The following is a 15,570-nucleotide window of genomic DNA, read 5'->3' on the forward strand; positions in this document are numbered from 1 at the left end:
TTACGCCTCCTCTGCCCAATCTATATCTGTTTTTCCGATGGCGTTCTCTACAAGATTCCACACATCGCCAATCTGAGAAAGGAAATATTCTAACTTCTTCAAAGGAACCATATTAGGCCCATCACTTTTTGCTGAAGATGGGTCTGGATGGGTCTCTATAAATAAACCATCAATTCCGATTGCTGCCGCAGCCCTGGCCAGAGGCAAAGCAAATCGTCTGTCTCCACCACTTGATGTACCCTTTCCACCAGGCATCTGCACGCTATGAGTTGCATCGAAAACGACAGGACACCCCATATTTCTCATAAGCACAAGAGAGCGCATATCAACAACAAGCTGGTTGTACCCCATTGTTGTTCCACGCTCACAAAGAATGACTTTATCGTTTCCGGCCTCTTTGCATTTTTCCACAACCTGCTTCATATCGTGAGGGGCTAAAAATTGAGCTTTTTTAACATGAAGAGGTCGATGCGTCTGAGCTGCAGCTACTAATAAATCGGTCTGTCGACAAAGAAAGGCAGGAATCTGTAAAATATCTGCCACTTCAGCTACGGGCTCAGCTTGCCACGACTCATGGATGTCAGTCAAGACCGGCACTGAAAGTTTTTCTTTTATTTCAGCCAGTTCCGAAAGCCCTTTTTCAAGGCCAGGACCTCGATAGCTATGAATAGACGTTCTGTTTGCCTTATCGTAGGAAGCCTTAAAAATATAATTCATTCCCAAACGATGACATATTTCTTTTGCCTTTTCTCCTATTTCCAAGCCAAGCTCCAGACTCTCTAAAGAGCATGGGCCAGCAATAATTGTCAGTTTTTTCTCTCCTATACAAAAATCATGAACTGGTATCGGTTGAACCATACACGTCATCCCCCTGCTTTATATTTCGGGATATTTTTTTATACACATGGCATCGAAGATCCCAACCATACTCCCGTGCCACATATTCCACTACATTATCCAGAGCGCCAGGTCCGCCTAAACGTTTTTTCCCCTCTTCTGACATGGCCGCACGTCGCTCCGGGTTTGAAAGAATGTCAAAAGCTGTATCGGCCAACACCCGAGGATCTGGTGACACAAGGATTTCTGATTCTCCGAGAAGTTTTTTCTGTACAAGTTTCCCCTTCTCATAAATAGAAACAACGGGAACTCCTAAACCAGCACATACCTGATTCGCCGTTCCTCCCAATCCCAAAAGAATATGTGCACGAGCAGCCGCAGATACTAACGTTCCAAAATGGAAAAAAACGCGCAATCCATTCTTCTCTATTCCGCTTTCGTTTTCCATGAGACTCCATCCTGGAGCTGCAGCAACAAGTTGCTTTATGTCGAGGGACGGAGCTATAACCGCTACAAAAACACATGGAACCTTATCGTAAAGAATCAAGGCCGCATCAAGCAGCAACTTCATATCGTGATACGCCCTTTTTCTACTTCCTGGCAAAAGCAATACCCGAACTTCTTTTTCACCAGGCCATTCAAAGGTCCCATTAGTATTATCACATGTTAGGTCCATTATTGGATTCCCTGCAAAAATTGCATCTGCATGAGAGCGAACAAGCTCTGATGCAGTTTCTGCATCTCGAGTCCAGACACGGCGACAACGATGTTTTAATAAAAAACGTTCAAGGCGCCAATGTCCACTTAAGTATACCGTTTTAGCCGTGGCTACAAGCACTGGCAATTGCCCTTGCCCCCATAATGTGTGGAGCAAAAGATATACATCCCCCACACAGAGCGGGGTTCGTATTTGTCCTCGCAACTTATGCCATGCTTTTAATTGAGAAAAAATATGTCGAACGAGACCCGATTTCAAGTCTCGTATTAAATCTGAAATATGATACTTAATAACTCCTCCAGAAGGAGAATCGGAGGTAACAGAGTCAACAGTAATACCTGCGTTTAAATACTGTTCCCCCTTTCCGACAATGGGAAAAGAAGTAACACGAGCAAGTGGGAAACGCTTTCTTACCTTTTGCGCAAGCAATGCTCCCATTGCATCTTCTCCATATCCGTTAGAAGCTACAACAAGTTGGGGACGAAGCCTTTCACTTAAAAGATGCCAAAAACGCTCTTCCTCGTCTATAACTGTAGAAATAATGGGCACAAGCAAGGGCTCCTCAAGAGAACTTTCCGGCAAGTTATACACATCTTTTTCAGTACAAACAAGGTGTGACGCTCCTAATTCTTTTTTAAGTGCTATGAGGCGTTCCATATCGCGGTAATCAAAACGATGGTGGTCTTTAAAGCGCATCTCTTTCAGAACGTTAAGCCCCTGTTGTTCAAGAGTTCTCCGAAAACTTCCAGGACTTCCTATTGCAGAAAAGGCTACAACGGGGAGTCTATTCACATTAAAGTCAATCTCATCTTGCCAGGAACCGTTCCAGAATGACCAGCATCGTAATTCTAGCCTTGATGTAAATAACCTCTCTTCGGGAACGTAGCGCAAAAGTTTTTGACGAACCTCTCTAAGTTGTTTTTCTGATACTTGATCTGCTTTTGTAATAACAACAATATGTGCTCTTTTCAGCGCACTTGGAGGTTCCCTTAAAATGCCTGCGGGAACAAGACGCCCATTTCCAAAAGGGCAACAGGCATCAACAAGCACAATATCCACATCTCGCCCTAGCCGCCGGTGTTGAAATGCATCGTCAGCAACAATAAGCTCTACATTATATTTTTGCAGAGCCTCAACATCTTTTAAACGATCTCTCGAAACAGCAACTGGTACATAAGGCAGACGAGACGCTAAAAGGAGGGGTTCATCTCCCACTATATTTCTATCGAAAGATGTTCCCTGAATAACCACAGGTTCGTTCGTCTGTCCCCCATAGCCCCGGCTTACAATACCAACATTAATTCCCGTATCGTAAAAATGACGAGAAAGCATTTCCACGAATGGCGTTTTATTTGTTCCACCAAGTGTAATATTTCCAACACTAATAACTGGAATAGAGGGTTCGTAACTCGCCATAAGACCGTGATCGAAAGAAAAATTCCGAGAACGTATAAAACTGTGAGATACGCACGTTAAAGGGACGAGCAAAGACCATGGACTTACTTTGCGCTCTCCTCTCGCCCATTCGAGATAACTACGAACAACTTTCATGGTTGATTTCTCCACCAAATTGCAACTCATAAAGGTGGCGGTATATTCCTCCCTTTTTAATGAGTTCTTCGTGTGAACCGCTTTCTGCAATGCAACCTTTATCTAAAACAAGAATTCTGTCAGCACTCCGAATAGTGGAAAGTCTATGAGCAATAACAAAAGAAGTCCGGCCTTCCATTGCCTTTTCCATAGCTTCCTGAATCTGACTCTCTACTGCAACATCTAGAGATGAAGTTGCCTCATCCAAAATGAGGATTCTGGGGTTACGAATGATCGCTCTGGCTATAGCTACTCGCTGTCGCTGACCTCCGCTCAACGTTATTCCTCGTTCCCCTATCTCTGTTTCATATCCCTTAGGAAGAGACGAAATAAACGTATGAATTCCGGCTATCTGAGCTGCTCTTACAATATCTTCCTGCGTAGCCGATGGACATCCATAGGATATATTAAAAGCCAGGCTTCCTTTCATCAAAACAGGATCCTGCGGAACAATGCCTATCTGTTTTCGAAGCTCCGTCAAATCAAGAGTTTTTACGTCATGTCCATCTATACGTACTGTTCCCCTGGAAGGATCATAAAAACGAGGGATAAGGTCCATCAATGTAGATTTTCCTCCGCCGGTAGAACCAACAATGGCAACTCTTTCTCCAGGTTTTGCTTCCATAAAGATACCTTTCAGAACCCACTGTTCATCTGTATAAGCAAACCAGACATCGTCCATCTGTATAGAACCCTGAATAACACCAAGTGGAATAGGGTTTTCTGGTGAGTGAATTTCACACGGCGTATCGAGTATGGAAAAGATTCGCTCTCCAGCAGCCAATCCAAGCTGCATACTGCTTATTACACGGGTAAAGACACGTATAGGTTGCACGAGAAATCCAAGATATCCTAAAAAGGCAATAAGTTCTCCGGGCGTCAAGACTCCATGTATGACATCTCTTCCTCCAACCCAGAGGATAAATGCCAACGCAGCAATAAGAATAACCTCTATAATGCCTGAAAGAGCAGATTGTACCTGTACTCCATGCATTAATGCTTTGAAGTTAGACATATTTTGTCCCTTAAAGCGTTCATTCTCCATATCCTCTGTCACAAATGAGCGAACGATGCGAATAGCTGACAACGCCTCTTGGACAATGGCAGATAACCTTGCAAGCTCTTCTTGGATGGTGTGCCCTACGATACGAAGTTTTTTCGATGCATGATCAAGAATCAAAAATGTTAAAGGTAGAATGGCAAAGGTCATAAGCGTGAGACGCCAATTTATATATATAAGGAATCCGAGCATTCCCAAAAATGTTATTCCCTGAACAACAAGATCCACAACAACAGATGTCACCATATTCTGTAAAACAGTCACATCGTTCGTAATACGCGACATAAGTTCTCCCACGCGTTTCCCATAAATATAACGGAGAGACATTCGTTGCATATGATCATAAAGACGAACACGAAGATCCATTACGACGTGCTGTCCTACCCAGTTCATAAGATATTGATGCCCATAGGAAGCAGCACCCTTTCCAACAAAGATGGCAACAAGGCCTATTGCGAGGACATTAAGGACATCCATCTTTTTGGCGATCAGCACATCATCAACAACATTCTTTAAAAGCCACGGCGGAATTACGGTAAAGGCAGACGCCAATACCATACAGCCGAGAGCTGCAAAGAGCCGAGGCAAGTAGGGACGTGTATATTGTAAAAGTCGAAGGTAGATATGTTTTTTATTCATGCACACACAGCCTTTCAATCATGGCGCTTATACTTTTCGAAGGCATGTCTCGAGATTGTTGCGATAACTTTAAAAGTTGTGTCTTTTGAACTTCGAAAGCCTCTCTATTCTGCCATAAATCATATAGTTCGTTGGCAACATCCGAAGGATGTAATTCTCCTACACTTTCTCTCATTATCTGTTTTTTTACCAAACGGTTTGGCCACGCCAAATATGTCGTTCTGTGAGCAGCTTTACTTCGTAGTATCTTTTCCTTTATTGCAGGGCCTATCGTTGGTAACGACGTGATAAAACTTTTTATTCCACTTAATGGAATTTCCCTTAAAAAGGCAAAAGGAACTGCCACAAGAGTTGGAACAGACATATGCATTAGTTCTAAAGTATTAGTTCCAGGCTGCGTTAAAGCAATATCCGCCTCTTTCAAAACTATTCCTGTTCCCGTAATAGAAGGATTCATCCCTTCATCTTCCCACATTTTTTGTTCTTCTATCTTTGAGAATGGGGATAACAACGTTGTTACTTGCAATGTTTCTATTTTTTCTCTCAACAAATACGTTACTTCTGACAAAAAAGGCAACGCTTTATTCCGTATTGCCGGACGACTTCCAGGGAAAAAAACTAATTTTACACCATCTTCATCTTGCCATGGGGAGGGCCCTTCGTCCATAAAAACCCCTTCCTTCACAAGATCGCCAACAATAATAGTTTCTGATGATATCTGTCGTGCCATAGCTTCATAGGCTGTAAAAACTGCGTTACAGTGATGCAACCCCTTTTTCTGTCCGTATGTATAACAAAAAAGAGGGACATCTCGCTTTCGAGCAATGTGATGACCAAAGAGAAGATCCCCTCCCATTTGAAGAACAACATCAGTTTGATGATTCTTCAAAGCTCTCAATGTTTCAGTCGCTGAATAGGGACCTTTGACTTCATCTGCACCGATAGTCACAGCAGCCTCTGCTTCCCGCCCACTTGCGAATTGGCAAGGAAGAAGCCAAATTGTCACATGTTTTTTCTGACGTTTCAATTCTTGAGCTAACGGTCTGCACCAACCCCAAAGCTCTCCTGGCCCATTAACCAACAAGGTGACGGATATCACTGCCGTTCCCCCTCTAAAATAACCTTTTGCCAAAGAGCAAGAGCTCCTGGTTTTCCCATATCGTCTCTGGCTCTTTTTAGAGCTTCATGTTTTTCTTGTTGCACTTTTCTGTCCTGTAAATAATTTGTAGCTTCTTTCATTATATTCTTACAAGAAGCATCTTCCTGTAAAAGTTCAGGATATATCTTTTCTTGAGCCATAATATTGGGTAAAGAGACCCAAGGGGTCTTAACAAAATTTTTATAAATACGCCATGATAGCCAAGACCCTTTATATATGACAATCATAAAACGATTTACCATCATGGCCTCCAATGCAACAGTGCCGCTTGCTCCTATTACAATGCAGCTCTGCTTCATTAACTCTTTGCCATTACCCTCGAAAAATTGCCACTCATGTAACTCCTCTTTCATCTTCTTCTTAATCTTAGAAGAAAGACCTGGAGCGATGGAAAAAACTGGCTGATAGCCCATTTCATGAAATTGGGAAGCGCATTCTTTGAGCACCGGCAATAATCGTTCTACTTCGCTCTTTCGACTGCCAGGCAAAAGGGCAATTATATTGCTAGAAGGATCTGTAAAAGAAAAATTTTTCAAATCAAGAAAAGGGTGTCCCACCCAAACAGAGGGAACATTGTGGTCACGTAAATACCTGTGCTCAAAACCTAATAGTGGCAACATAAATGTACAATATCGGCGTAACGCTTTAACCCGCTTCTTTCTCCACGCCCACACTGTGGGAGGAGCAACATAAATAACGGGATTTCTAAAACCTTTTTTCCGAAGGGTACGAACAAGAGGAAGGTGAAAATCAGGACTGTCGATGACAATAACTCTTCGAGGTTGTTCTCTAACAATATAACTCGCTATAGTGTTTTTTAAACGCCATAAACGAGGAATAGCAGCAACAATATCAGAACTTCCCATAAGACTTAATTGATCAATAGACCACAGAGCAGTTCCTGTCGCTTTTATTCCTTCTTTGCCTAGCATACCTACAATAGGCTCTTCTGTAGATTCTCGAAGAGCCTTTATAATCAATCCAGCGTAATAGTCTCCAGAAGGTTCGCCACAACTTATGAAGATAGACACGAGTCTACCCCTACAACGGCAATATCCAAGTTGGCGGCAAGATCAAGAAAATGCTCCTTTTCAAGCAGAAGAGTACGTTCTACTTCAAGAGCTAAACTTGTCTGTCCTGCCTTTGCCATCACTTGAAGGGTATGGGGTCCAACAACAGGGATGTCAAATCGCTCATCCTGATCGATTCGCATCATTTTTATAACCGATCCACCATGAACGAGATCGCCAGCCCGCTGAATCATGGCATCCGTTCCCTCCATAGCTTCTACCGCAACTACGGCACCATCGTGAACAACAATGCTTTGCCCAAAAGAGAGAGGAAGAATCTGAGAAAGGATTGAACAGCCATATGCTATATCTTTCGACTCATCCTCTGTCAGTCCTCGCTGAGAAATCTGCCCTCTTGGGGTAAGAAGATCAAAAAGAATATCTCTGTAACCAACTACATGTATTCCCATTTTTTCTATGGTTTCAACTATCCGTCCGAGAAGAGCGTGATCATTGTTATCTTCAGCATCAAGTGTCTGCTTAAGTAACTGATCAAGATTCTCTCTTTGATACATAAGTTTTTTAGAAACTTGTCCCGCCAAAATAAGTGTATCTATTTGATATGCAAGCATACGATGTAAAAGACCTTTGAGATCGAGGTCAAAAACTGGCCATATTTCCTGAGCGAAAGGACGCAATGCCTCTCTTGTTCCTCCAATGGCAAAGATGTAAGGAGAAGTTTGCTGTTCCGCAAGTCTTCGACTTATAATTTCGGGGAGAACACCTTCTCCTGCAATGATAGCTATTTTACCCATTTTAATCATTCGCCTTTCGTGCAAAGTATCCGCCTACAAGTAAAAACACTACATTTGGAATCCAGGCAGCCAAAAAAGGCGGCATGTGCTCTGTTTCTCCAAAAGCTTTACAGAGAGACATCACGACGTAATAAACAAAAACAATCATTACACTGAGACCAAAACCGACTCCTGAACCCGTTCTATGCGAACGAACGCCAAGACTTGCGCCCAAGATAGCAAGGACAACACTCGCCCACGGCACTGCCAAACGCAAATGAAAAAGAACCCATAAGGGAGCCTTGTTTCCACCTTGCGCCTGAAGTAACCGTATTTGAGTCAACAATTCAATAGCGCTCATTTCGCTGGGTTTACGGGATGCCTGTTCAACTTGCTGTGGAGAGAGGTTTAAATCAAATTGCTGACGATCAAAGCGAAAAAGGAGTTCCACTTTTCCATTCTCTGCTACCTGAAAAACCTCTCCGTCATTGATCCACCATTTTCCATCTTTCCATAAACCAGTTTTACCTACAGTAATACGTTTTATCTTTCCGCCCTCGAATTCCTGCAGTAACACATTGTTCATAGTACCTTTTCGAGGTTGTAATTTTTCTATATAAATAACTCTGTTGAGCTGCCCGTTGCTCTCATCACGAAGAAAAACCTGCTCTTTGAGAATAGATGGCTTTTCCCGCATTACTTCGTACCGCATAAGATTTTCGGCAGCACGATTAGAAAAAGGGACTACTGTTTCATTTAATATAAGAGCCACTATGCCAACGAAAATGGCCCCAATAATTACAGGACGTAAGATTCGCTGAAAAGAAATGCCTGACGATTTTAACGCAACAATTTCACTGTTGGCTGAAAGTTTTCCAAAGGTAAGAAGTGCAGAAAGCAAACAAGCCATAGGCAAAGTCAATATGACAACTTCAGGTAAACGATAAACAAAAAGCCGTAGCACAACACCAAGAGAGATCCCTTTTTCTATAATCAGACTGGCTATCTGAAACAGGAGATCCCCCGCGACAAAAACCATGGTGAAGGCCATTACACCAAAAAAGAAAGACCCGGCCATTTCCCGTAAAATAAATCGGTCAAGTATTCCTCTATTTTTCACTGCATCCACGTCCCGTTACACATTCTCTATTATGCGCAAGTATATATTCAGCCACCTCTCTGATGGCTCCATGTCCTCCACACGCAGATGTTACATTTTTTGCCGCTATTTTTGCTTCATTCACAGCATTAGCTACGGCAAAACTAAATGTCACCCACTGCAAGCATTCTACGTCATTAATATCGTCTCCAGCATAAGCTATTTCCGAAGGCAAGATAGAAAGATCAGAAGCCAACTTCTGTAAGGCTTCGTATTTATTTTTTACTCCGTTATGAAGCAATGAAATTCCCAACTCTTTAGCTCGCCCCTCAGTGGCAGCAGAATAACGCCCACTAATAATCGCGACATCAACCCCACTTTTACGAAGACGGGCGATTCCCATGCCATCATGAATATCAAAACGCTTAAATTCATTTCCACGACCATCTAGATATACGCCGCCATCAGTGAGCGTTCCATCTACGTCGAGAACAAGAAGTTTAATCATCTGCATCTCCCTTAATTACATGCGGCCATGGCGTTACTCCTCGCTTGGACTGAGCCACAAAAGCAGAAATTTCTGCAGCGGCGAGGCTTCCTTCTACAGGCATACTTTGAGCTGCCGTTCTGAAAGGGAGTCCAGCATGGTAAAGATGTCGATAGAGCTCCTTTATTTCCTGTCTCTCTCCAGAAGAAAAGCCTGCCCGTTTTAATCCGACTCGATTTATACCATGCACACGCGCTGGATGACCATCTACAAGCAAGAAAGGAGGAACATCTTTAACTATCTTTGATAAACCACCAATCATACAGAAACGTCCAATACGAACAAATTGATGGAAACCTGCGAGACCGCCGACAACAGTACCATCACCCACCGTAACATATCCGGCAAAACCTGCTTTATTAGCTATTGTTACTCGGTTGCCAATATGCACGTTGTGCCCAAGATGGACTCCTTCCATGATGAAGCAATCATTTCCTACTTCTGTTGTCGTTCCTTCACCACTTGAGCGATGAATAGTTACGTTCTCTCTAATAACAACATTATTGCCAATGCGAACCCAGCTCTCTTCACCACCAAAATCTCTGTCTTGAGGTTCTCTGCCAAGAACTGTATTTTCATAGATATGACATGTGCTGCCGAGTTCTGTAAAATCAAGAAGATGAATAAACGCTTCCAACACAGTTCCCTCACCGATATGGACTTTGTCTTCCACAATACAGTAGGGACCTATGACAACATTATCTTCAATTTCGGCTTTCGGTGATACTATTGCGGTAGGGTGAATGGTCGCGCCCATGATTAGTCGTTTACCTCCGTCTTTTCTTTTGGGAGTTGTTCTGCCAAAATGAAACTGTACTCGGCTTCCGCAGCAATTTCTCCATCAACTTCGCTCTTAGCTTTTACTTTGCCTACATGGCCTCGTATTTTCGTTATCTCAGCTGTAGTAATCAACTGATCTCCCGGTCGAACGGGGCGACGGAAGCGGGCCTTGTCAACTCCTGTCAAATATGTAATCTTATTTTCCATATTGGGACGACAAACAATCATCATTGCTGCTACTTGTCCCATGGCTTCCAGAATCAGCACTCCAGGCATAACTGGTTCTCCTGGGAAATGTCCCTGAAAAAAAGGTTCGTTGATTGTAACATTTTTCAAACCAACAACTCGATTTTCTTCTACAGATACGATGCGATCAACCAATAGAAAGGGATAACGGTGAGGAAGAGCCTTCATTATTCTATCAATGTCAATCATTATATATCCTCCTTCATTCATTCCGGTTTAACATTCTTTTTAACCGCCGTACAAGACGAAGGTGCATGTCATGACCAGTACGGATGGCTACTATATGGGCATGGAGAGGTCGACCTAACAAGGCCAAATCTCCGATAATATCCAATATTTTATGTCGAACAAATTCATTTGAAAAATATAATCCCTTTTGATTTAAAGCTTCATGAGGTGTTACTAAAATAGCGTTTTCAAGATTTCCGCCCCTGGCAAGCCCTCTTTCACGCAGGGCATCCATTTCTTCTTCCAAGGCAAAGGTTCTACAAGGAGCAATCTCTTCCAAAAAGCCTTCAGAAGTGACTCTAAAGTCATAGATTTCTGTTCCTATAACGGGATTTTCATACTCAATGGCATACGTTATAGAAAGTGAGTCACTTGGAAAAGCGCAAAGAATTTTTTTCTTGCTATTGTCTGTCTCAACTATAGGTACCCAAGGACAAAAGGGCACTGTTTCGCAATCTGTCTCTACAACTCCTACTTCTTTCAATTTCTTAGAAAAAGCAAGAGAACTACCATCTAAAACTGGCATTTCAGGACCGCTGATTCTTATTACTGCTTGCCCTATGTTGCGAGTATAAAGAGCAGCCATAAGATGTTCAACTGTTCTTACTATGGCTCCATCTGAAAAAACAAGCTCCGTGCCGCGCCCGCTACCTCGAAGCTCCGCTTCGTCAAGACTATAAGAACGATTTTCTATTTCAAAAACAATACCTCTCGACACATATAAGGGGTTGATTTCAACACTACATGGCTTCCCTGAATGGAGACCAACACCTTCAAAACGTACAGGATTTTTTACCGTACATAAAAAACTCATTTCTCTTCCCCGCTACCTGACAATTTTTTCTCCAGAGCCTTAAGGCGCGCAAAGAGCTCTGGTAAACGAAGGTAGAGAGCTTGTGCTCTAAAATGCTCTTTGTGATCCCGCGCAGGAAAACCTGAGACTATTATTCCTGACGGAACGTCTTTTATTGCCCCGCCAAAAGCCGCTATTTGTGCTCTTGAGCCAACTTTTACGTGATCCTTCACTCCACTTCGGGCAGCCATTATAACGCCTTCCCCTATTTCTGCACTTCCTGCAATACCAGACATGGCGACTATAATACAATTTTCTCCTATCTGAGCATTGTGAGCTATATGAACATGATCATCTATCTTTGTGCCCGATCCAATAACGGTATCGTTGAGAGTCCCTCGATCTATAGTGGTGCAGGCTCCAATTTCGACATCATCTTTAATGGAAACGCCACCAATCTGTGGTATTTTCTGAGGACGCGCTTCCGGATGAAATGATGGGATAATACCAAAACCATCGCAACCAATTACAGCTCCGCTATGAATCAATACATTTTTCCCCACCTTCACATCTGAATACAAAACTACCTGGGGTTCAATATGTGTTCCTGCTTCTACAACGCTGCGCTCTCCTATAAAAATCTGCCCTTCAAGAATAACATTTTCTCCTATTACAACATCATCACCTATAACACAAAGAGGACCGACATACGCAGCGGCAGAGATACATGCCGTTTCAGATACAACAGCTGCAGGATGAATACCGTATGAGAAACTGGTTTTTTTATCAAATAAATGTAAAAGATTAGCAAAGGCTTCTCTCGGTTTTTCAACAATAATACCTTGGCGAGATTCGTTAAAAAAAGATTGCGCTGCAACAAGCAAAGCATCAGAAGAAAGTAACTCCAGTTCTTTTTCATCCCAGATTACTGAGAGAGTACCCTTTTCACTCTTTTCTGGAGAGACAAGTTTATGTACAACCATTTCTTTGTCCCCTACGATCTTCCCTCCTATATATTTGGCAATCTGACCTAAGGTCATATTTACGTCAGATTTATTTTTCATATCAACTGCCCCCCTACAAATTTCCGACCGCGCGGATACTCCATTGATCATCATCGCGCTCATCATAATGCAATTCAATGGATAAGAACTCATTTATACGATAGCCTATACCCATGTTGCTTTTACTATTTTCACTATACCGCCACCATACATAGGGCTGTTTAACGTGACCAGTAAACCAAAATCGCCACCATAGTTCTTCTCCTGGATAAGCAATTTCGGCTCCTAGCAATATGCGGGAATGAATCTTCCATCGGGCTCCCCAACGACTTTCAAGATCAAAATCGTTAGTTGAAAGTATCCATTCACCGTAAAGTTCCACATTCCATCCGCTCATAGGTAAAGCTTTACGTCCGACATGAAGCCCCAATTCCGGATACCTATCGTCCGTTCCTCCGTAAGCAGCAGCCCATGCCTGAATCGTATATCGAGAGCTTTCTACTCGCGCATCAGCACGAGAAATTTGAGACGGTCGAAACGAAACGTCCACTTTTGCTTTAGAATTTTCGATGATATTTCTATCAGCAAGAGATTGCTCTGCCAATATCTCAATATCTCTCTTGTGGTAATCAACCCAATTTACAGGTAATCCAATAACAGGAAAAAGTCCCGACTGCAAATTATCTTTCAAATCTGTTTGAAAAGCAACAGGCAACGACCCTGACTGAACTGAAGGAGTAACGGCCAGAACTAAAGGTTGTTCAGGAACAAAGGAAATTCTTAAAACTGGAGAGTTCGCACCTTCTGCCAATTCGACAAGAATTGAAATATCCCAGCCAGGAACATGTTCTTTCGTTATCGCCTCTATTTCCCGCCTCAAAGCCATATCTGCCCACGCTAATGCTCTAACAGGTACATTCTCCAAACATATATGAACAAGATCAGGGAACTGTCTCGTATCATCTTTAAACCACGTATTGGCTGGAAAAGGAAGAGAGGGATTGTTCAATTCGATACGCCACTGGGGAAAATCCTCCGCCAGAGCCCTAACAATTACATCACCATCAGAATAGTGAGGCGTTTCAATAGTATATCCTGAAAGCAACCTATTCCCAACAAGAACCAACATAGAAAAACGCTCAGCAAGCGGTATGGTTCTATCCATTTCATTCCAAACCGCATTGAGGCTTTTTTCAGCACTTTCAGCCATCCATTTCGGCATTCCCTCAATACGAACAGCCCCGTACAAGGGGAAAGAAATAAAAAGCAGGGTTGCAGCCAAAAAGAGAGCGGCTACAACCCTTTTTTCTTTAGAAAAGTTCACCGAACCCAAAGTGAGTCTTATTTTCCTCGTCTCCCTTAGCATAATCAAGTCGCAGATTACCTATAGGGGTTTTTACTCTTACACCGACCCCCCAGGAATCGTGAAGATCAGAAAGACTGAAGTTTTTATCATCTCTCCAAGCGTTTCCTGCATCGTAAAAGAGGACAAAGCCAAAAGCATTTTCTATGGGAAGTCGTGCCTCCACATTTGCTAAAAACATTTCGTCTCCTTCAAACTCTCCACCATCATATCCACGCAAAGAGTTAGATCCTCCAATGGAGAAACGTTCAGCAGATGGGAGGGTTCCAGAGGAAAAACCAGCTTTTATACGAGCTGCCAAAATTGGAGGATTATCTTCTTTCCCCAAATTCATATCCAAGAAATCGTTAAGTCCTAAAAGAGGAACATAATATCGTCCTTGCAACCAGTATTTAGTATAGGTCCAGTCAGCTCCCAAGAAATCCAAGGCATGTTCAACGTTTAAGTCTATAACATCACCTTTGGGATAGCTCAAGTATTCATCAAGGGTGCTTCTTGTCAATGTTCCAATAGCGGCAAAGGTTGTACCCTTTGTCAAATCATCAATATCTTCCTGTGTACCTAAAGAAGTTTTTTTAATGTTATAAACATCTACATCATGCCAATCAAGAGTTAGGAACCAACTCAAACGAGGATCGTGGGTAAATTTTTTACCGGCACCGAAATAAAATCCCACTCGCTCCTCATCGTATTCAAGACGTTTATCTCCACTGCGATAGTAACCGCGCTCTTCCCAAACTCGCTTATAAGCGCCAACTTTCCACGAATAGTGCGTTTCATCCATATACGGCTCTATGTATGTCAACCAATACTGTTCGTTGTCACCTGTTTCAAAACCAATCTCGGCCTTATGCCCTCTACCCTTCCAGTTTATATCTCCGTAAGAGAGTCCCCCGGACCATCCACTTTCTGTACCATGACTAATGGAAAGCCCTACTGAAGCCGTCTTTTTTTCTTCAACCGTCACAACTATATTAGTAGCGAGAGGTGTGTCTCCCGGTTCAAATCCGACATTTACATCTTCAAAATATCCAAGTTGCTGTAACTTATTAATTGAATGGCGAAGTACTGTAGCGTTAAAAAGATCTCCCTTTTTAACCTTTATTTGGCGTTCAATTACATAACGTTTCGTCTTCGTATTTCCCTGAATAATAATATCCCCAACGATAGGTTCCATAATCTGAACGTTTATAATACCATTTTCTACCTGGACATCAGCAACTCTCATCATTACGTAGCCATCTTTTTGATACTTTTCCTGAATTCTTTCTAGATCATGCCTAAAAAAGACACGATTGAAGACAGTTCCCGGGGTTGTAAAAACCAGTTTCATCAAATCTTCATCGCTATAGATGGTATTTCCAGAAATCTCAATCTTTTCTATAACTGGATTTTCTTTCACTACATATGTAACAGCAACACCACCTGCTTCAGGTGTAAGTTCAACATCCACAAAAGAAAAGAATCCTAATTCATAAATGGCTTCCACATCTTTTTGAAGTTGCTCTCGATTCAAAGTCTCTCCAATCTTGGTTCCTACGGTCGAAAGAATATGTTCTGATACTACATGTTCATTTCCTTTAACATTTCTAGAAACTACCTGGAGATCTTGTGCCCAACCTCCCTGAATCATAAAAAACATAAAAAGGAAACATATTATTGAAATAAGTACTGGCCGTTTCACACGTAATCTCTCCTTCCAG

At 42.4% G+C, this 15,570-nt stretch carries 14 protein-coding genes; all 14 read right to left on the reverse strand.

All coding sequences use genetic code 11. The annotated features are described in order from the left end of the window. From kdsA to VB083_RS01270, 14 genes are read right to left on the reverse strand one after another with little or no spacing between them, the layout of a single operon-like run. Positions 1-858 (reverse strand): 3-deoxy-8-phosphooctulonate synthase, encoded by an 858-nt coding sequence (gene kdsA, locus VB083_RS01205; protein WP_213695461.1) that lies wholly within the window; start codon positions 856-858, stop codon positions 1-3. Then, a complete protein-coding gene (gene lpxK, locus VB083_RS01210) occupies positions 833-3,106 on the reverse strand; it encodes a tetraacyldisaccharide 4'-kinase (RefSeq protein WP_213695462.1) in 2,274 nt (757 codons plus the stop codon). The genes kdsA and lpxK overlap by 26 nt, the downstream gene beginning before the upstream one ends. Next, entirely contained in the window at positions 3,090-4,844 is a 1,755-nt protein-coding gene (locus VB083_RS01215; RefSeq protein ID WP_213690992.1) for an ABC transporter ATP-binding protein, read from the reverse strand. The genes lpxK and VB083_RS01215 overlap by 17 nt, the downstream gene beginning before the upstream one ends. Next, on the reverse strand, positions 4,837-5,943 hold the full coding sequence (locus tag VB083_RS01220; RefSeq protein WP_213695463.1) for a cdisaccharide synthetase: 1,107 nt from the start codon (positions 5,941-5,943) through the stop codon (positions 4,837-4,839). Before VB083_RS01220 ends, VB083_RS01215 begins: the two co-directional genes overlap by 8 nt. Next, entirely contained in the window at positions 5,940-7,034 is a 1,095-nt protein-coding gene (gene lpxB / locus VB083_RS01225; RefSeq protein WP_213690994.1) for a lipid-A-disaccharide synthase, read from the reverse strand. Before lpxB ends, VB083_RS01220 begins: the two co-directional genes overlap by 4 nt. Next, entirely contained in the window at positions 7,019-7,828 is an 810-nt protein-coding gene (locus VB083_RS01230) for an LpxI family protein (protein ID WP_323401612.1), read from the reverse strand. The genes lpxB and VB083_RS01230 overlap by 16 nt, the downstream gene beginning before the upstream one ends. A gap of 1 nt (position 7,829) precedes the next feature. Further along, positions 7,830-8,927 (reverse strand): LPS export ABC transporter permease LptG, encoded by a 1,098-nt coding sequence (gene lptG, locus VB083_RS01235; protein ID WP_213690996.1) that lies wholly within the window; start codon positions 8,925-8,927, stop codon positions 7,830-7,832. Next, positions 8,917-9,414 carry a KdsC family phosphatase gene (locus VB083_RS01240; RefSeq protein WP_213690997.1) on the reverse strand — a complete coding sequence of 166 codons (498 nt, stop codon included), beginning with the start codon at positions 9,412-9,414 and terminating at the stop codon, positions 8,917-8,919. The genes lptG and VB083_RS01240 overlap by 11 nt, the downstream gene beginning before the upstream one ends. Continuing rightward, positions 9,407-10,210, reverse strand: a complete 804-nt coding sequence (gene lpxA, locus VB083_RS01245) for an acyl-ACP--UDP-N-acetylglucosamine O-acyltransferase (protein ID WP_213690998.1) — start codon at positions 10,208-10,210, stop codon at positions 9,407-9,409. The genes VB083_RS01240 and lpxA overlap by 8 nt, the downstream gene beginning before the upstream one ends. Before the next feature lie 2 nt (positions 10,211-10,212). Then, complete coding sequence (gene fabZ / locus VB083_RS01250) at positions 10,213-10,668, reverse strand: 3-hydroxyacyl-ACP dehydratase FabZ (protein ID WP_213695466.1); 456 nt, start codon at positions 10,666-10,668, stop codon at positions 10,213-10,215. Positions 10,669-10,681: 13 nt separating this feature from the next. Next, positions 10,682-11,521, reverse strand: a complete 840-nt coding sequence (gene lpxC / locus VB083_RS01255; RefSeq protein ID WP_213691000.1) for a UDP-3-O-acyl-N-acetylglucosamine deacetylase — start codon at positions 11,519-11,521, stop codon at positions 10,682-10,684. Next, the gene (gene lpxD / locus VB083_RS01260) at positions 11,518-12,564 is read right to left on the reverse strand and encodes a UDP-3-O-(3-hydroxymyristoyl)glucosamine N-acyltransferase (RefSeq protein ID WP_213701285.1); all 1,047 of its coding nucleotides are present in this window, start codon (positions 12,562-12,564) and stop codon (positions 11,518-11,520) included. The genes lpxC and lpxD overlap by 4 nt, the downstream gene beginning before the upstream one ends. Positions 12,565-12,577: 13 nt before the next feature. Further along, the gene (locus VB083_RS01265; RefSeq protein ID WP_323401613.1) at positions 12,578-13,837 is read right to left on the reverse strand and encodes a hypothetical protein; all 1,260 of its coding nucleotides are present in this window, start codon (positions 13,835-13,837) and stop codon (positions 12,578-12,580) included. Then, positions 13,815-15,551, reverse strand: a complete 1,737-nt coding sequence (locus VB083_RS01270; protein ID WP_213691003.1) for a BamA/OMP85 family outer membrane protein — start codon at positions 15,549-15,551, stop codon at positions 13,815-13,817. The genes VB083_RS01265 and VB083_RS01270 overlap by 23 nt, the downstream gene beginning before the upstream one ends. Positions 15,552-15,570: the final 19 nt, after the last annotated feature.

The sequence above is a fragment of the Aminobacterium sp. genome (assembly GCF_034926885.1).
Lineage (GTDB): Bacteria > Synergistota > Synergistia > Synergistales > Aminobacteriaceae > Aminobacterium.